We start from the raw sequence: 18,336 nt of genomic DNA on the forward strand, positions 1-18,336 counted from the left end.
CTGAGAGTTTAGTCAACTAGACATTAGGATCAATTGGTTTTTGACAAAATCACTTTACCAAGACAACAGGACAATTTGCATTCAATGCAACATCAGTGGAGACGCGTCCAAGCATCATCTCTTTTGGCATACCTTTTCCTCTAGTTCCCATCACAGTGAGATCAATCTTGTTTGTGCTGATAAATGAAATCAAAGTTTCAGCAATGGAATGAGAACTTAACAGTGCATGATCAAAAGGGACATTAAGCTTTTTGGCCTGACTTTGCATCTTTCTAATTTGCTCTTTGAGAATATCCTTACTGCTTTTTGTCATGTTCTTTTCTCTTCCAGGAGTGTCATTTACCCAACTCTTCTCAATGCTGTCCTGTATTATCGAGACTACTACAAGGGATGCGTTTCGTTTTTGGGCCATATCGAGGGCAAATCCAAATGCCCGCACAGCATGTTTTGAATTATCAAAAGGAACTAGTATCTTTTTGATAAGTGAGCCCTGAACCGTAGAGCAGCTATCAAGGTCAGTACATAGAATCTGACTCACACCATTTGAATCCACATATGTAATTTGATTTTGGATGATAAATTCAGATGTTTGTTCAATTATGATAAAACTATCATAAATGCTGTAGTATAATGAAAAATCAACAGAATTTTATTCCCATCTAGGGATAGCAAAATAATTGCTTAATCTTGGAATATTGATATCTGGTCGCGGTAGTAACATGGAAGCCATTCTAAAGGCCATCAAAAGGAAAAAGATTCCAATCAATGTTGCTGTTGTAATTTCAAACAAATCAGATGCGAGGGGTTTAGTGATTGCACAAAAATTTGGAATAAAAACAGAAGTTGTGGAAAGTAAAGGATTCAAGGGGACAAGATGGGATTATGATAAAATGTTAATCTCAGTTTTAGAAAAATACAAAGTAACCCCAAAGAATGGACTAGTTTGTTTAGCAGGTTTTATGAGAATTATCAGCTCAGAGTTTGTTAGAAAGTACAAGCACAGAATTTTGAATATGCATCCTGCATTATTGCCATCTTTTCCGGGACTTGATGCACAAAAACAAGCAGTTGAATATGGTGCAAAGTATTCTGGATGCACTGTACACTTTGTAGATGAGGGAGTAGATACAGGTCCAGTAATTATTCAATCAGTCGTTAAAGTAAAAGAAGATGATACATCAGAGACATTGGCAAAAAGAATTCTTGTGCAAGAACATAAAATCTATCCAGAAGCTGTTAGATTAATTGCAGAAGGCAGGGTAAAAATTATTGGAAGAAGGACAAAGATAAATTAAGAATCCGGTCCGCCAAAAAAATACACAACAACTAGTTCTTTTGTGTTTGAATGAAAATAATGCTCAATATCTTTTTGAACAAAAAATGCTTTTCCATCAGATACCGAGTAATCCTTTTTGTTTATTCTAAGACACCCGTCTCCTCGGACTACATAATACACCTCATCAGAATCGTGAGGTGCTTGAGTATCTTCTTCACCAGGTTGCAGTACAAGAATTCCCGCGGCTATATTTTGACGATTCAGAAATGTGTGAAAATAGTTTGATTGTTTTTTCAAGTCAGATACGTATTGCATAGTATCAAATTCAATTTTCATGAATAATCAGATGAAAATTTACTTTTAAAGTTAGTTCCAAAGGAATAACTCTCCAAGAATTAAATAAGTAATCCATGACGGTACACTATTGACTGGAATAAAAATTGACGGCAAAATCATTGCAGAATCTGTAAAAAACAGAATCAAACTGGCAGTTGATGAGCTAAAAAAACAGGGAGTATCACCATGCCTTGCTACAGTACTTGTAGGAGACAATCCAGCATCTGCAACTTATGTTAAAAATAAACACAAAGCATGTGAAGAGGTTGGAATTACTACAAAGGATCACAAGTTGCCATCTACAATTACTCAAAATGAGCTAAACGAGGTTATTGATTCACTAAATTCAGATTCTGCAGTACATGGAATTTTGGTACAGCTGCCATTACCAAATCAAATTGATGAATTTCAAACAATAACTAGAATATCACCTATCAAAGATGTAGACGGCTTAACTCCGCATAATGCAGGACTTTTGGCGATGAAAAAGGCAGTTCTGGTTGCATGTACTCCATCAGGAGTTATGGAGATGTTTGATTATCACAACATAGACCTTGCTGGAAAAGATGTGGTTTTGATTAATAGGAGCAACCTTGTGGGAAAGCCACTTTACCATTTGCTCTTAGAGAAAAATGCCACTGTAATTACTTGTCATTCAAAAACAAAGGATCTAAAAAAGCACTGTCAAAATGCAGACGTAATAATTACAGCAGTTGGAGATAGAACAAAATTTGAGCTAACCCCAGATATGATAAAGCAAGGTGCAATAGTAATTGATGTGGCAATTACAAGACACAATGACAAGCTTGCTGGCGATGCAGATTATAATAAAATTATAGAAAAGGCTTCCTTTGCAACACCAGTCCCAGGAGGAGTCGGACCCATGACAGTTGCAATGCTTTTAAAAAATACAGTTACTGCAGCATCATTGAGTAAAGGACTTGGAAGCTGATCCTGTAAAAGCATCTCTTAGAAAAACTCTACTTGAAAAAAGAGATGGAATTTCATTTGAACTGCTAAAAATTTCTAGTAAGAAAATTCACAAGAATCTAAAAAAGATCAAAGAGTTCAAGGATGCGGAAAATATTGCATGCTACTATCCAATCGGAAGTGAAGTGTTCACACAAGAAATCATTCAGGAAGCATTAAGCAATAACAAAAACGTCTTTTTACCAAGAATTGAAGGAAATTCACTTAGTTTTAGAAAGATAACAGGCACAAAAGATCTACAACATGGAAAATTTGACATACTAGAGCCAAAAGAAGACTGTCCTGTTTTTGAGAGTCTTGATGTCGTATTGGTTCCAACTATTGGTGCATCAAAGGATGGTGCCAGATTAGGATACGGTCATGGGTATTATGATAGATTTCTATCAAAAGTCAAGACAACATCCATTGCACTGACATTTTCAAAGCAGATCATAAAGTCAGTTCCAGCATATGTGCACGATGTCAAAGTGAATTGGATTGTAACTGAAGATAAAGTGATTAACGCATCAAAGATAGGCTAGGCCTTTTTTGCCAATATCTTTTCTGCAATATTTGTGAGGCCAAGATATTTTTTCTGTAGCAGAATATGCATTATCAATTGCATTTCTTAGTGAATCACCTAAAGCAGTTACTCCCAACACTCGGCCACCATTTGTTAGAATTTTTCCATTAACAGAATTTGTTCCAGCATGAAACACGTAAGAAGTATCATCATTTGCATCTAATCCTGAAATCTCCTCACCTTTGGGATAAGATTCTGGATAACCTTGTGATGCTAAAACAATGCACACTGCACTTTGTTTTTTCCAAGAAGGCATTGGTAGAGAATTCAAATTTCCAGTTGATGCAGCATACAGATAATCATACAAATCAAAATCCATTCGCATTGTGATTGGTTGGCATTCAGGATCACCCATTCTTACATTATACTCTAACACAAATGGCTCTTTGTTTTTTATCATTATTCCAGCATACAAAAATCCTCGAAATGTGTTTCCTTCTTTTTTCATTGCATGAATTGTTTTATCTATGATGTCTGTTTGAATTTTTTTAGCCATGGATTCATCAATGATTGGAGTTGGAGAATATGCACCCATACCACCAGTGTTAGGTCCTTTGTCATCATCATAGATTCTCTTATGGTCTTGACTAGATGCCATTGGCACTGCAACGTTACCATCTGATAGTGCAATGTATGATGCTTCTATGCCATCAATTCTTTCTTCAATTATTATCTTGTTTCCAGCATCACCAAATGTTTTTTTTACAAGAATCGTATCGATTGCAGAGAAAGCCTCGTCTTTACTATTGCAGACAATCACTCCCTTTCCTGCTGCAAGCCCATCGGCTTTTACAACAACAGGATGATCAACAGACTCTACATATGATGATGCTTCGTTATGGTCATCAAATATTTCGAATTTGGCAGTTGGAATATCGTTTCTTTTCATAAACTGCTTTGCCCAAATTTTACTTGATTCTAATTGCGCTCCATTTTTTGATGGTCCAAATATTCCCAAGTTTTTGGATTCAAAGTAATCCACGATGCCATTGGCAAGTGGAACCTCTGGCCCTACAACGGTAAAACATTGGTTTTTTGAAGCAAAATCGGCCAATTCCTTGATGTTCTCAACTGGGATAGGTACGTTATTTTTCGTTCCACCGTTTCCAGGGGAAGTAAAGACTTTGTCGACTTTGCTACTTTGTGAGAGCTTCCAAGATAATGCATGTTCACGTCCGCCAGAGCCTACTACAAGGATATTTACCAATAAATGAGATTTTCAACTCTGTAATATTAATCCAAAATTGTTTCATACTGCAAAACTAATTTAGCTTTATAATGTCATCAGCATTTAGCGTTTTCAGATGGAATTAGCAAAGGAATTTGATTCAAAAAAAATAGAAGCTCAAATGAGAGATATTTCATCTAAAAGTAATTTACATGAATTAATTTTTGATTCAAAAAATAAAGACAAGAAGATCATGTTTATCGAAGGCCCGCCAACAATGAATGGAATTCCACATGCAGGTCATCTTAGAGGAAGAGTGATCAAAGATTTTTGGTACAGATATAACACACTCAAAGGATACAAGATAATCTTCAATGCAGGATGGGACACACAGGGATTACCAGTAGAGCTTCAAGCACAAAAAGAACTTGGAGTCACTGGTGGAAAAACTGAGATAATCAAAACGGTTGGAATTGAAAAACTCGTATCAGAATGTAAAGTACTTGTGAAAAAATATAATGAAAAATGGGTACAAGTAGATAATTTACTCGGGATGTCATTTAATCAAAAAGATGCATACTGGACATACCGAGATGAATTCATTGAAAGAGAATGGCAATTTCTAAAGAAAGCAAATGAAAATAAAATTTTAGAAGAAGATTTTACAGTTATTGCATATTGCCCCAGCTGTCAGACATCACTAAGTCATGCAGAAGTAAACCAAGGATATGAAGAAGTCAAGGATCCATCACTGTACTACAAAGTAAAACTGGTTGATGAAGATGCATTTTTGATTGTCTGGACTACGATGCCCTTTACTTTAGTCACTGATGCAATGGTCGGATTAAATCCAAATGAGGATTACCATTACGTCAAAGTTGGGAATGAAACATGGATTATTGGAAAAACAAGATTAGAAGAGTTTCTTTCAGAAGCAAAGATAGAAGAGCACTCTATTACAAAGACTCTCAAAGGTTCAGAATTTGAGGGAAAAAAGTACATCCATCCATTGCTTGATGAAATTCCAGCCTTGGCAGACCTTGCAAAGGAAGAAAATTATCACATAGCCGTTTCAGAAGAATTTGTCGATGCAAGCACAGGAAGCGGTTTGGTTCACTTGTCGCCTGCAAATGGTGAGGAGGATATCGCCATTGCAAATAGACGTAAAGTCAAAATCTTCAATCCAATAGATGATGAGGTCAAATTCACCAAATTAGCTGGAAAGTATGAAGGGCTATTTGTCAGAGACGCAGATGAGAAAATTGTAACAGATGTCAAAGAAAAAGATGCTCTAGTTAAAATTGGAAAGATAAAACACAAGTACCCACTCTGTTGGCGTTCGCATCACCCAATTGTGTGGCTTGCAAGAAAAGGGTGGTTTTACAAGCTAGACAGGCTTGGAGACAAGGCCATTGATGCAGCTGAAAAGGTAGAGTACTTTTTTGACCAACCAAAAAATAGATTCCTAGGAATTATCAAAGAGAGACATCCTTGGTGTATTTCTCGTGAAAGATTTTGGGGTTGTCCACTACCAGTATGGAGTTGCAAAGATTGTGGAAACAAAGATTGGTTTTATTCTAGAAAGGAGATAATTGAATCAGCTGATAAACTTCCAGACGGAGAGAATTTTGAGTTACACAGACCATGGATAGATAATCTAGTTATCAAATGCTCAAAATGTAACAGTGTCAATACCGAGCGAGAACCATACGTGTTAGATACATGGCACAATAGTGGTTCAGCACCATATTCATCATTAACAGATGAGGCATATTCAGAATACATACCTGCACCGTTTTTTACAGAAGGAATAGACCAAACAAGAGGATGGGCATATACACTACTAATTGAAAATGTAATTTTAAACAATGCACCAGTATCACCATACAATGCATTTTTGTTTCAAGGACATGTACTTGATAAAAATGGTAGTAAGATGAGTAAAAGTTTAGGAAATGTTTTGGATGCACAGGAATTACTTGAAAAATATCCTGTTGATTTAATTAGATTTTATTTCATGTGGAAATCAAGTCCAATAGAACCTCTTAATTTTAGCACAGAAGAATTAATGTCAAGACCATATCAAGTTCTTAGTACTCTATATCATCTACATTTGTACTTTAAGCAAAACAGCGAGTTCGATAAATTTGATAAATCAAAGACTGCGACATGGGCAAAACAAAACAATCAACTGCAGTCACCAGATATTTGGTTGTTATCAAAACTTCAAAAATTAATAATAAAAACAAATGAACACAATGACAAATGCAGATTTCACGAATCAGCAAAAGCTATTGAAGATTTTATCATAAATCTACTTAGCCAAATTTACATCCCAATTACTAGAGGCCAATTATGGGATGAAGATGATTCAAAAAAAGACAGAAGATTTGCAATTTATGCAGTACTACAGGAGATTCTTAGAACATTGGATGTGATATTACATCCAATTTGTCCATATACCACTGAATATCTGTACCAAAATACATTTTCAGAAAAAAATAGTATTCTTCTTGATTCCTGGCCACAAGTTCAAGAATCCCTAATTGATGAAAAGATAGAAGAGTCGTTTGATTTGATGAAGGATGCAGTATCAGTATCAGCAGCTGCAAGAATGAAAGGAAAGCTCAAAAGACGATGGCCGTTAAATGAGGCAATAATTTGTGTAGAGAAAGGAAATAAAACAAAGTTAGAATCCTTATCTGAGCTCTTGATTTCACAGCTGAATGTTGAAAAGTATTCCATCATAGAAACTCAAAAGAGTGAAGGTTTGGAGGAGTTCCTTCAGTTACAAAATCTGGGCCTGCCTGTTGTACCAAAGATTGAGCTAGAAAGAAAACAAATCGGTCCCAAAGTAAAACAGCACATGGGAAAACTGGTGCAAATGTTTGCGGAAACGAAACAAGAACAGATCATTTCAGAACTAGACAAAAGTGGTTCATTTACATTTGATGTGGAAGGAAATAAAATAATTTTAGATAAACAAGACTTTGTAATAGATTTTGATGCAAAGGAAGGATATGCAATGGCAAAACGGGATGAATTTATTGTGTTTATTTCAACTACAAGAAACAAAGAGATGATGGCAAGAGGACTGGTAAAAGATCTTGCAAGAAGATTACAGACCTTGCGAAAAGAAAGAGGATACAACCCAACAGATGTTTTGAGTGTGGCATCAATTTTGGAACTGGATGATGAACAAACAGAGATGATTAAAGAGAAAGCAAAAGATTTGTCATTTTTAGTCAGAGTGCAAAAAATCAACTTTGAGGAATCATGCAAACAATACAAAGATGATGACCTAGATGGTCAAAAGATTAGAATTTCAGTAGAATAGAATTTAGGGAGGCCTTTTGGAGGCCATAGAAATTCTATTTGATATGGATGGATATTATTTCTAACAAAATAAGTATAAAAGCGCAGTATTTTTTCAGGCGTGAATTTTATTATACTTACAGTGAACCAAGTAGTTAGCTTTTTGCTAAACAGGCATAATAAATAGAAAAAATGCGTATACTGTACATGGTAAAACAGATTAGTCTAGATGCATGGCAGATTCAGCATCTTACTGAGCTCTTAAGAAAAGCATCACTTGTTGTTGCAAAGACAAATTCACCAATTATTCTATACAGGCAAACACTAGAGGAAGAAGGAGAGTCATATGAAGAGATTGTTTGTACCCTTACCCAAGATCATATCATAGAGCAATTGGTTACATCTGGCGGCGTATTACCACCAACATTTCATGAACAGTTTGTTTTCTCAATTGATGAATATCCAGAAAAATTAATCAGAAAAAGTAGAGATCGGTTCTTGCAAATTGTGTCTCTGCTTGAAAATCAGCTAAAATGATATCATAGATTATAAAGACCGTAATTGACAAAATTCTTGCATGCGGCTATTAGAGTATCAAGCCAAGGAATTATTCAAAGAATATGGAATTAAAGTTCCACCTAGTAAAGCATCCAAAGATATCGAACAGGGAAGAAAGGATGCCAAAGAATTAGGATATCCATTTGTCATAAAGGCTCAAGTTCCAGTTGGCGGAAGAGGAAAGGCAGGAGGAATTCAAAAATGCAACAGTGATGATGAATTTGAATTAAAGTATCCTCAGGTCCTAGAAATGTCAATCAAAGGAGAAAAGACTAGAGCAATTTTACTTGAAAAGATGGCAGACATCAAAAAAGAATTGTATCTATCATTATTTTTGAATCGAAGTAAAAGGTGTTACACAATCATTGCATCAGCTGAAGGAGGAGTAGAGATCGAATCAGTAAAGAATCAAATCATAAAAGAAGTTGGACTTGGTCATGTTGATGAAGCAACAGCTCGTGAAGTAGCAAAAGAGATGAAACTTGATGAAAAAGCATCAAATGACCTGGTAGACTTTTTGAAAAGATTATCAAAATTAACTATTGAAAAAGAAGCAGAATTAGCAGAGATTAACCCACTTGCCATTATTGGTGATGGTTCTCTATTAGCATTAGATGGTAAAGTCATGACAGATGATAACTCTAATTTTAGACATGAAGAATTACAAAAGTATCAAGAAAAATCAGAATTAGAAGAAAAAGCAGAAAAGAGTGGATTTTCTCTAGTAGAGCTTGAAGGAAACATTGCGGTAGTTGGAAATGGTGCAGGACTAGTAATGTCTACACTTGACATGTTATCAGATAATGGAGGAAAACCAGCATGCTTTTTGGATGTAGGAGGTGGTGCAACAACTGAATCAGTCTATGAAGCATTAACTTTGATTAGTAAAATGAAGAGAGTCAAAGGAATTCTTGTTAATCTTTATGGCGGAATTGTCAAAACATCAGTTGTAGCAGCAGCGTTTATTCAAGCATATGAAAATAATCTGATTGATTTACCAGTCTTTGCAAGATTACGAGGGGCAGAATCTGAAAAAGCTAAAGAGATGCTCAAAGACACAAAGACAAAATTATTTGATTCGGTAGAAGATGCAATCAATGCAGCAGTTATGGGGATTAAGAAATGACAAGAGTTTTTGAGTTATTACAGGGAAAACCAAGTGATCCTGACTTTAAGAAAAAACCAGTGATTGTTCAAGGAATAACTGGGAAATTTGGTTCGTTGCATACAAAATTAATGATGGAATATGGAACAAACATTGCAGCTGGAGTAACTCCGGGAAAGGGAGGAGAGAAATTTGAAGGAGTGCCAATTTACAATTCTGTAAAAGAAGCAGTCGATGCTACGGGTGCAAAAATTTCAATAATTTTTGTTCCAGCAAAGTTCTTTCTAGGTGCTGCAAAGGATGCACTTGAAGCAGGAATCAAATTGCTTGTTGCAATTCCAGAACATGTCCCAGTAAGAGACACATTAGAAGTTCTTGCATTAGCACAAAAAAATGATGCAATAGTGATTGGCCCTAACACTCCAGGAATTATGATTCCAGAGGTAATCAAGATAGGAATTATGCCTGCTAGTCCATTTAAGGCAGGAGATGTTGCAGTACTATCAAAAAGCGGTACATTACTTTATGAGATTTCAAACAGCCTTACGCAAGCTGGTTTTGGTCAAAGCATAACTATTGGAATTGGCGGAGACCCAGTAAATGGAACCAGACTAATTGATGCATTTGAGATGGTCAAAGATTTGCCTGATCTTAGAGGGCTAGTCATAGTAGGGGAAATTGGAGGAGACGCAGAAGAACTACTTGCAAAGAGAATTATCGATAGTGGATTCAAAAAACCAGTTGTCGCATATATTGCAGGAAGAGCAGCACCAAAGGAGAAAAGAATGGGACATGCAGGCGCAATCGTGATGGGAACATACGGTTCTGCAGAATCAAAGGTTTCAATGTTTAACAAGGCAAACATTCCTGTAGCAAAAAGACCAGTAGAAGTGCCTGTGTTGCTAGCCAAAAAGATGGATAGTTATTCCGATTAAATTAAAAGAGAGGAAATTAGGGAGAAAATAAGATGCCAATAACAGACCCACAAAAAAAACAGATTGCTCAAAAAGCACGTCTTCACATGAAAGTTTGCTTTAACTGCGGGGCTAGAAATTCTATTGCCGCTACACGATGCAGAAAGTGTCACAACGGCTATCTAAGATTAAAGAATAGAAACCTCGGCATTAAGAAATAGTCTTTTCAAAGAATAACCTAAAGACACAAAAACTTGTTCAAATTTATCACCTATGGACCGGTTGTCTAGTGGCTAGGATGACGCACTCACACTGCGTATGAATTTTAAAAATTCCGCAAAGGTCATGGGTTCAAATCCCATCCGGTCCACTATTTCCTAAAGCCAAGGATAAGATTAAAGGACAAGATCAAGTACATGAAGGATAGTAAATGAAGAAAATAGAGATTACCTGTCATGAGCAACGAGGTTCAGCGATTGAATTTGTTCTCAAAAAATACAAGGTCCCATATCACCTAAATTTGGTCATGTATGATGAAGACAAACTACTTAGATACACCGCAATTTGTCTTGATATTTTAGCCTCAAACCTTGTAAACGAATTAAATAAAATTGTCGACACTAGACAAAAAGAAGTTCTCATTACCAGTCAAACAATTGATGCTACTTTATCTGAATACATCAATAAATTAGAAGAGGAAGAAAAAGAAAAGCACAAAAAAGTTGAAAAGAAAAAACTATCTGAAGAATTCAAGGAAATCGTAGAGCCAAGTGTAGAGTTTAACAAGAATCTTCTTTTCATGATTATCATTGCAGCTAGTGTTGCAACAGTTGGATTATTTGCAAACAATGCATCTTTAGTAATTGGCGCAATGTTGATCTCACCACTTTTGGGACCAATTACTGCATTTTCATTTAATGTTGCAGTTGGAAAACCACAAAAAGTTTACAAGGCAACAATTTCAGGATTAATACTACTAGCAGCAGTAATTGCAACAGGAACAATACTTACTGCAATAGCATTACAATTCTCTGATTTACCTATGACAAATGAAATTTTATCAAGGACTGAAATTTCACCTGTCTATCTAGGCGTGGCTATTGCTCTAGGATTTGCAGGAGGGATTGCAATGACTACAAAAATCCCAGGCATTCTTGTCGGTGTAGCTATTGCAGCAGCTCTAGTTCCACCAGCAACAGTTGCAGGAATCGGAATTGCGTTATGGAATTTCAGTATATTTTCAAGTGCGCTAACTCTAACTGCAGCCAATGTCATAGGGTTGATTTTGGGCACTACAGCCGTATTTTTCATAGAAGGAATCACCCCAAGACGAGTATATGAAAAAGAAAAAGCTAGGAGCCAGATGTGGAAAACAATTGCAATCTTTATCGGATTGAGTGTAATTCTTGGGTTCTTACTGTTAAAACCAGACTAGATAAAATATAAAACACAGAATAAGAATTTGGTATTATGGCAGAAGGTAAATTTGCTACAGCAATTAATTGTATAGACGGAAGAACACAAACCCCAGTATCAGAATGGATTAAGAAGAATCATTCTGCTGATTATGTGGACACAGTTACAGAGCCAGGATGTGACAAGACTCTATTACAAAATCCAGAAAAAATTGATCAAATTAAAGCCAAAGTCCAGATTTCAATAAATGCTCATGGCTCATCACTGATTGCAATAGCAGGGCATCATGATTGTGCAGGAAACCCAGTATCAAAGGAAGAGCATATTTCTCAGATAAAAAAATCGGTCGACATAATCAAATCTTGGAATTTACCTGTTAAGGTTGTTGGCCTATGGGTAAATGATCAGTGGAAGATCGAGCAGGTTCAGTAAAAATTTAGTTGAATATTATTATCAAGTAACCCTGACTTCCCTACAACAATTTTTGTTATCTGTAATCCTAAGAACGCAACAATAGTAGAGGTACTGCAACTTCATGAGAAATGGTTTTGATTATATCATCATAATAGGACTCTTCAAAATCAGTTAGGTGAGGATGATCAATTATTAGTAAATCAGTTCTGTGCTCTTTTACATAATCATGAATCCAATCAGGAATGGATTCTGTTAGGGCCAAAACAGTTTTTACAGAAATATTTGCACCTTTTGCCTTTGCTTCAAATTCTTTTAGAGTTTTTTCACCTGCAAGTTTTTGCTTTTTTGCAGCTTGCTTGTCGTCTTTAGTCTCAAACAGTACGAACTTTGGAGTTTTCTTAAGTACACATTCAATTATTGTGAGATTTCCATTAAATTTTTGGGCCATAGCCATACCAACCATGAATGGTTTAGTCCGAACACTTCTGGTGATAAAAGCCACGGTAATATTCTTGAACATGTTTAGTCTCAAACTAGGATGAATTTAAGAATTACAAGTCGCTCATTTTGACTGTTTTTGAATTTCGACTTTTTGTGCACGTCTTTTTTTGATTAGACTAAACATAATCATACCAACGTTAATGATAGATACAATCTCAATTAGGTCAACACCATATAGTAACCAGTCTAGTGCAGGATGTAACCTACTGATGTGTCCTGTCTGTAAATACAAATCAGCATTCCATACCATATGTGGAATTTGGATGAATTGAATAATTGCAATTATGACTATACTTCCTAGAATTTTATTTTCATACCATTTCCAAAATTTATTCCATGCATTCATAACATTACATACACTTCTTTACCAATAAAGGATTTGAAAATTAGATAGGACTAATTAGACTAGACTAATTTTTTTGTTCGTAATTTTTTAAGAAATTAATCCAAGCTAACTTTTTATTTTCTAATTTTTAATTTACAACATGACAGAATTATGTGAACATTTTGCACAAGAAAAAAATGTCGAACCAACAACAAAAGGATGTAAAGAATGTGAAGAAGAGCATTTACCATGGGTCGCTATACGAATGTGTTTAACTTGCGGTCATGTAGGATGTTGTGATTCATCATATGGCAAACACGCTACAAAACATTTTGAAGAGTCTGGACATCCAGTAATGATTGCAGTTCCAGATAAATCATGGAAGTGGTGTTATGTTCACAAAGAATACTATTGATTTTATAGTGGTCTAAACTAACAATGTTAAATGGTCTACAAAGCTGGAAGTTGGAATTTAACAGAGCTAGTAAAAGATCCAAAGAGACCAGAATTTGAAAATCAAATTAGACGTATTCAAAAAAAGGCAACTGAATTTGAAAAGATAAAATCAAAACTAAAACCAACCATTTCAACATCAGAATTTTTAAAAATTATCAAAAATTTAGAGACAATTTCTGAAGAGATTAGTGTTGTTGGAGGATATGCATCTCTTTCCTACTCTGCAAACACACAATCAGATGAGGCAACATCACTATTAACAAGAATGAGCAAGCTGGGCTCAGATGTCTCTAATCAGATTTTATTCTTTGATTTATGGTGGAAGCAAGGAATTGATGAAAAAAATGCAAACCGTTTAATCAAAGATGCAGGAGATTTGGCCCAATATCTCAGACACAAACGCCTTGTTGCAAAATACTCCCTTAGTGAGGCAGAAGAGCGAATAATCAATACTTTGGATGTGACGGGAATTACCGCTCTCATCAAGCTCTATGATAAAATAACTAACGCCTTTGAGTACTCAATTATCTTAAGAGGTAAAAAAAGAAAAATGACTCGAGAGCAATTATCTGGTCTTGTTAGAAGCACTAATGGAAAGACAAGAGAAGCAGCTTACAAAGTCCTATTATCAAAATATTCACAAAACAGAGGAGTTCTAGGCGAAATTTATCAAAACATTGTTCTTAATTGGAAAGATGAAGGAATCGACATTCGTGGATATCCATCTCCTATTTCTATGAGAAACATTGGTAATGATGTAGACGACAAAACAGTATCCTCACTATTGCATGTATGTAAAAAAAATGCTCCAGTATTTCAAAAATTCTTTCAACAAAAAGCAAAGATGTTAGGCCTAAAGAAACTTAGAAGATACGATCTATATGCTCCAACAAATACAAAGGTTAAAGAAAAAAATTATCCATACGATAAATCAGTCAGACTAGTCTTTGAATCATTAGGAAAGTTTAGTCCAAAGCTTGCAGAGTTTGCAAAAAACATTTTTGATAAGAATCATATCGATTCTTCAATACGTCCAGGAAAGAGAGATGGGGCATTCTGCAGTACGCTATCTCCAAAGATTACCCCGTTTGTACTAGTGAACTTTACTGGAAAATCACGAGATGTATTTACACTTGCACATGAGCTAGGTCATGCAGTCCATAGTCAAGCAGCTGAAGGAAAATCAATTCTTGTTCAGGATGCACCACTGCCATTGGCAGAAACAGCGTCAACATTTTCAGAATTACTTTTGTATGAAAATCTAGCAGATAAGGTAAAGACTAGTGAAAGAAGAGCTATGCTTTCTGAAAAGATTGATGATCTATATGCAACAATTGGAAGACAATCATTTTTTACTTTGTTTGAGGTAGATGCTCATAAACAAATTGCAGAAAGCACCACAGTGGATCAGATTTCAAAAACATATCTTGAAAATTTGAAAGTTCAGTTTGGAAGCTCTGTTGCATTAACTGATGATTTTGCAATAGAGTGGAGTTGTATTCCACATTTTTATCATACACCATTTTACTGCTATGCATACTCTTTTGGGAATTTACTGGCCCTATCGTTATTTCAGAGATACAAAAAGGAGGGTACAAGTTTTAGTAAAGCATACATTGAGATTTTAGCTGCGGGAGGATCACAAAAACCAGAAAAGCTGCTCGCAGAGTACGGTTTTGATATAAGATCACCTGAATTTTGGCAGGAAGGCTTTGATTATGTCAATAGTCAAGTCAAGGAATTAAGTAAACTGGAATAATTTTGTAATTAATGGGGCCGACAGCCATACGCACAGGCTGCCGGCTTGTTCCCCGATCGGTTTGAATCGATGTCAAGTCTAATATTCCATATTAGAAATTTAAACGTTTGAGAAAAATCCAGAATAAATTGTAGCAACCTTAATACTGTAAATTAGAAACGTGCATTTTGTGTATAGAGTATTTGCCATAATCGCAATTGCCATAGCCTCCTTTGGAATCAGTCAAGCAGATTCCCAAGAACTCCAATTTGCAACATTCCAAGAGATGGGACAGGTGTTAATTGATCAACAAATATCAAACAATGTAACTGCATCAATTACTCTTCAGAGCACCAGCAATCAAGAGATGAAGATACCCTCAGACGTTGAACAAAAGATTAGAGAAAATCCGCAGATCATCTCAGTGATTTTAACAAATGAAGAAAGATGCATTCTCGGAGTCTTTGATCAAGCATGTATTTTGATTAATGTTTCACAGCATCCAGACTGGAAAGGTATCAATGCAATTCAAGATGGAACTAGAATGATTGGGGATTCGTTAATTGATGATATTAACAGAGTTTTTGATACTAACGCAGAATTTCATTCAGTATACATTCATCACAGTGATGAAGCAAACAAACTACTTGATACATCAGGGGTTGTTTCAGGAAGAGGAACAGTTTCAGCAGTATATGTAATGCCGCTTGAGGACACAATGTCAATGTATGAAAAGATTTCATCAATTTTGATACCCAAAGTAATTAGGGATTCGGGAGGATTTTATGAAAATGCAAAAAAGATGTCTTCTGATCCAAATGCAAGTATGACATTTTCAATTATTCCAAGAGATAATGCATCGTTATTTCAACTAAAATTATCAATTGATTATCCTAATGCTGCTGATAAGGTGAGCACCATTAAACCATTAGAATTTTTACATGCAGATGAATTAAGAAGATCATCATACTTTTCGGGAGGATTTTATCCACTAAATTCATTATTACAAGTAGTGGTATTATCACCAGAATCAACCAGTATTGAAAAAGTTCGAGGTAGTTTGATGGACACTCATCTTATTGATGAAGAAAAAATCCCAACGGATGTAACCCAGACTGGTTGGATATTTGATCCAGATTCAGGTGAAAAAATTGAAGGAAAGTTTCTCTTTGGAAAAGAATCGGTAGTAAAAAGTGAAGACTTGGAATTTACGTTAACAGGATTTGGCGGGGAGTTTACCGAAAAGCCAATTATAGAAAATGTTGACGTCGAGGAAAATTACGAATCAATGATCATAGTTGCAATTATTGCCATAGTAGCAATCGGTGCAGCATTATACTACCTTAAAGGATATAGAAAATCAGCCTAGACAATCAAGACTGCTGCAGCAAACACGGTAGTCCATTTACCATCTTTGTTTCCAATTGCAGTTTGAGTAATGTTTGATGATTTGTAGATTTGTCCAGAGATATTCCATTGTTGTCGTTTCTCATCCCAGCTTTTGTCAATATCAAAAGGAATGCCTAAAGATGATGCCAACATTTGTGCAGCGATGTCTTCTGCATAGTCACCTGCTTGTTTTTCACTTTGTCCAAAGGAATCATACTCTGAAAGATATCCATATCGATTAGGATCCTTTGGTTGTGCAATTCCTACTGATGCAGCAGTTAATCTATGCGGTTCATTAGTTTGGTTACGGGAATAAATTGTAAAGAGAATCTGTCCGGGATTAATTAGCTTTAATCCTTCCTTTCTTGAGACAAGTTTTGCATGTGGTGGAAAAATACTAGAGATTAAGACAAGGTTAGTTCCAGCAATTCCTGCATCTCGTAAGGCATACTCAAAACTAGTTAGCCTATCTTCGTGTACTCCTTTTCCTTTTGTTAAAAATAATTTCTTTGCTACTAGGTCTAACAATTTGTCATTTCTCTAAGATATTATTATTTATATTTTGATTAAACAGAGGAATCCGCAATTTGTCTAAGAGTTTGAAGTATCTCCTGCCCGTGAGATTCTACTGAGATATCTCTAAAGATTTTCCTAATCAGTCCGTTTTTGTCTATAATGTATGTACAACGCTTTGGTAATCCAGCTATATTCAAGCCAGCATAGAGCCTACATGTGTCTTTTTTAGTATCACTTAGGTGCTTGTATGGGATTTCATATTCATCTACAAACTTTTTTTGTGAATCAATGGTATCTATAGAAATTGCAAACAGTACAGAATCAGTAGAAACGATATCATCATAGGATGCAATTATACTTTGGGCCATTTTGAAGACTTTTTTTGAAGGACATGCAAAAAGATGATTCTTTGGATAAAAGCACAAGACTACGTTCTTTTTTCCCTTAAAAGAGCTCAAGGAAACCTTGGAACCATCATGTGCATCAAGCTCAAAGTTTGGTGCAGGTTCAGATTCTTGCATGGGAATTATCTTCATGCTCAATATTTAACAAATTGCTTCCCAAATGACTGGTTTCTAACTAGAATTTTTATACTATGTAAATAGGGTTTGAGTGTTTTGGAAGAGTCGTTTTTTGAATCAGACATCTTTATTGTAGGATACTATGTCTTGACGGTTGGTGCATCTCTTCTTTTAATCAAGGACACCAAAAAAAGGCTAAGTGATCTAAAACAAGGATTACGTTCAATCAAGTATGCACCATTTGCATTTGGAATAGTTATTGTTTATGCTATTTTATTATTTGATTTTCTAGATACGATTCCTTTTCTAAATTGGAGCTGGCTTGGATACAATATTGCCTTTGGGCCTTTTGCAGAACAGGGAATTTGGGGAATAATTCCTTTCATTCCCTTGTTGGTGTACATGTTTATTCACATCAACTATGTAGAAGAATTTTACTTTAGGAAAAGCAAAAAGATGGTACTAGTTTGGGCACTCATTCATATTGCAATGGGAATTAAAGTACACACTGCATTATTCCTAATACCAATTGGATTTTTGTTCAAGTATGTTTATGACAAAAAGGGTATCAATCATTCGTATGCGATGCATTTTGCAACCAACATAATGATTGTAATGTCACTTTTCCTTACGTTTGTCTCGTAATCTTGGTTTTTGTGTAAGAAATATCCATCCGGCAAATCCACCAAGACAGAGATTAATCACTCCAAGAAATGTCAAATAAAACACATTGTTGTTAAGACCTAAAAAAATTCCTGCAATACCAGTTCCAAAGAACAAACCCATTATCACTTTTAGTTTATGAGGCGGGATGTATTTCATTGCTGATCTGCACA

The 18,336-nt window shown here is 35.5% G+C and carries 21 protein-coding genes and 1 tRNA gene; 15 read left to right on the top strand and 7 right to left on the bottom strand.

Annotated features, from left to right (window positions below; all coding sequences use genetic code 11):
• Positions 1–49: 49 nt before the first annotated feature.
• Positions 50–619, bottom strand: coding sequence for a universal stress protein (locus DWQ18_06705; protein ID RDJ32875.1), 570 nt, complete (start codon positions 617–619; stop codon positions 50–52).
• Positions 620–677: 58 nt separating this feature from the next.
• Here DWQ18_06705 and DWQ18_06710 point away from each other — a divergent pair, with 58 nt between their 5' ends.
• On the top strand, positions 678–1,295 hold the full coding sequence (locus tag DWQ18_06710; protein RDJ32876.1) for a phosphoribosylglycinamide formyltransferase: 618 nt from the start codon (positions 678–680) through the stop codon (positions 1,293–1,295).
• On the opposite strand, the gene DWQ18_06715 is transcribed toward DWQ18_06710, so the two are convergent.
• Positions 1,292–1,612 carry a cupin domain-containing protein gene (locus DWQ18_06715; protein ID RDJ32877.1) on the bottom strand — a complete coding sequence of 107 codons (321 nt, stop codon included), beginning with the start codon at positions 1,610–1,612 and terminating at the stop codon, positions 1,292–1,294. The genes DWQ18_06710 and DWQ18_06715 overlap by 4 nt on opposite strands.
• Positions 1,613–1,700: 88 nt before the next feature.
• Here DWQ18_06715 and DWQ18_06720 point away from each other — a divergent pair, with 88 nt between their 5' ends.
• Positions 1,701–2,564 (top strand): bifunctional 5,10-methylenetetrahydrofolate dehydrogenase/5,10-methenyltetrahydrofolate cyclohydrolase, encoded by an 864-nt coding sequence (locus tag DWQ18_06720; protein RDJ32878.1) that lies wholly within the window; start codon positions 1,701–1,703, stop codon positions 2,562–2,564.
• A complete protein-coding gene (locus DWQ18_06725; GenBank protein ID RDJ32879.1) occupies positions 2,554–3,123 on the top strand; it encodes a 5-formyltetrahydrofolate cyclo-ligase in 570 nt (189 codons plus the stop codon). The genes DWQ18_06720 and DWQ18_06725 overlap by 11 nt, the downstream gene beginning before the upstream one ends.
• Here the strand turns inward: DWQ18_06725 and DWQ18_06730 are convergent.
• A complete protein-coding gene (locus tag DWQ18_06730; protein ID RDJ32880.1) occupies positions 3,109–4,371 on the bottom strand; it encodes a phosphoribosylamine--glycine ligase in 1,263 nt (420 codons plus the stop codon). The two genes, DWQ18_06725 and DWQ18_06730, sit on opposite strands and share 15 nt — an antisense overlap.
• A gap of 97 nt (positions 4,372–4,468) precedes the next feature.
• On the opposite strand from DWQ18_06730, the gene DWQ18_06735 reads away from it, so the two are divergent.
• The 8 genes from DWQ18_06735 to DWQ18_06770 all read left to right on the top strand — a co-directional run bounded on the left by DWQ18_06735 (position 4,469) and on the right by DWQ18_06770 (position 12,072).
• Entirely contained in the window at positions 4,469–7,669 is a 3,201-nt protein-coding gene (locus DWQ18_06735) for an isoleucine--tRNA ligase (protein RDJ32881.1), read from the top strand.
• Between the two features lie 185 nt (positions 7,670–7,854).
• Positions 7,855–8,184 (top strand): hypothetical protein, encoded by a 330-nt coding sequence (locus DWQ18_06740; protein RDJ32882.1) that lies wholly within the window; start codon positions 7,855–7,857, stop codon positions 8,182–8,184.
• A gap of 40 nt (positions 8,185–8,224) precedes the next feature.
• Positions 8,225–9,331, top strand: coding sequence for a succinyl-CoA synthetase subunit beta (locus DWQ18_06745; protein ID RDJ32883.1), 1,107 nt, complete (start codon positions 8,225–8,227; stop codon positions 9,329–9,331).
• Entirely contained in the window at positions 9,328–10,245 is a 918-nt protein-coding gene (locus tag DWQ18_06750) for a succinate--CoA ligase subunit alpha (protein ID RDJ32884.1), read from the top strand. Before DWQ18_06745 ends, DWQ18_06750 begins: the two co-directional genes overlap by 4 nt.
• Before the next feature lie 32 nt (positions 10,246–10,277).
• A complete protein-coding gene (locus DWQ18_06755; protein ID RDJ32885.1) occupies positions 10,278–10,445 on the top strand; it encodes a 50S ribosomal protein L40e in 168 nt (55 codons plus the stop codon).
• Between the two features lie 54 nt (positions 10,446–10,499).
• Positions 10,500–10,594: transfer RNA gene (locus DWQ18_06760), tRNA-Val, on the top strand.
• A 60-nt stretch (positions 10,595–10,654) separates the two neighbouring features.
• On the top strand, positions 10,655–11,659 hold the full coding sequence (locus tag DWQ18_06765; protein RDJ32886.1) for a TIGR00341 family protein: 1,005 nt from the start codon (positions 10,655–10,657) through the stop codon (positions 11,657–11,659).
• 35 nt (positions 11,660–11,694) lie between these two features.
• Positions 11,695–12,072 (top strand): hypothetical protein, encoded by a 378-nt coding sequence (locus DWQ18_06770; GenBank protein ID RDJ32887.1) that lies wholly within the window; start codon positions 11,695–11,697, stop codon positions 12,070–12,072.
• Between the two features lie 67 nt (positions 12,073–12,139).
• Here DWQ18_06770 and DWQ18_06775 read toward each other — a convergent pair whose 3' ends face one another.
• Positions 12,140–12,574 (bottom strand): universal stress protein, encoded by a 435-nt coding sequence (locus tag DWQ18_06775; GenBank protein ID RDJ33421.1) that lies wholly within the window; start codon positions 12,572–12,574, stop codon positions 12,140–12,142.
• Between the two features lie 42 nt (positions 12,575–12,616).
• Positions 12,617–12,901 carry a hypothetical protein gene (locus DWQ18_06780; protein ID RDJ32888.1) on the bottom strand — a complete coding sequence of 95 codons (285 nt, stop codon included), beginning with the start codon at positions 12,899–12,901 and terminating at the stop codon, positions 12,617–12,619.
• A 139-nt stretch (positions 12,902–13,040) separates the two neighbouring features.
• On the opposite strand from DWQ18_06780, the gene DWQ18_06785 reads away from it, so the two are divergent.
• The 3 genes from DWQ18_06785 (at position 13,041) to DWQ18_06795 (ending at position 16,443) form a co-directional block, all read left to right on the top strand.
• The gene (locus tag DWQ18_06785) at positions 13,041–13,295 is read left to right on the top strand and encodes a hypothetical protein (protein RDJ32889.1); all 255 of its coding nucleotides are present in this window, start codon (positions 13,041–13,043) and stop codon (positions 13,293–13,295) included.
• A gap of 30 nt (positions 13,296–13,325) precedes the next feature.
• Positions 13,326–15,095, top strand: a complete 1,770-nt coding sequence (locus DWQ18_06790) for an oligoendopeptidase F (GenBank protein ID RDJ32890.1) — start codon at positions 13,326–13,328, stop codon at positions 15,093–15,095.
• A gap of 169 nt (positions 15,096–15,264) precedes the next feature.
• On the top strand, positions 15,265–16,443 hold the full coding sequence (locus DWQ18_06795) for a hypothetical protein (GenBank protein RDJ32891.1): 1,179 nt from the start codon (positions 15,265–15,267) through the stop codon (positions 16,441–16,443).
• On the opposite strand, the gene DWQ18_06800 is transcribed toward DWQ18_06795, so the two are convergent.
• Positions 16,440–16,991, bottom strand: a complete 552-nt coding sequence (locus tag DWQ18_06800; GenBank protein ID RDJ32892.1) for an arginine decarboxylase, pyruvoyl-dependent — start codon at positions 16,989–16,991, stop codon at positions 16,440–16,442. The two genes, DWQ18_06795 and DWQ18_06800, sit on opposite strands and share 4 nt — an antisense overlap.
• A 38-nt stretch (positions 16,992–17,029) precedes the next feature.
• Entirely contained in the window at positions 17,030–17,515 is a 486-nt protein-coding gene (locus tag DWQ18_06805) for a hypothetical protein (protein RDJ32893.1), read from the bottom strand.
• Between the two features lie 81 nt (positions 17,516–17,596).
• On the opposite strand from DWQ18_06805, the gene DWQ18_06810 reads away from it, so the two are divergent.
• Positions 17,597–18,145: a hypothetical protein gene (locus tag DWQ18_06810; protein ID RDJ32894.1), complete on the top strand. Its 549-nt coding sequence runs from the start codon at positions 17,597–17,599 to the stop codon at positions 18,143–18,145.
• The last annotated feature ends 191 nt before the right edge of the window (positions 18,146–18,336 follow it).

It is taken from the genome of Thermoproteota archaeon (assembly GCA_003352285.1).
Taxonomy (GTDB): Archaea; Thermoproteota; Nitrososphaeria; order Nitrososphaerales; family Nitrosopumilaceae; genus PXYB01.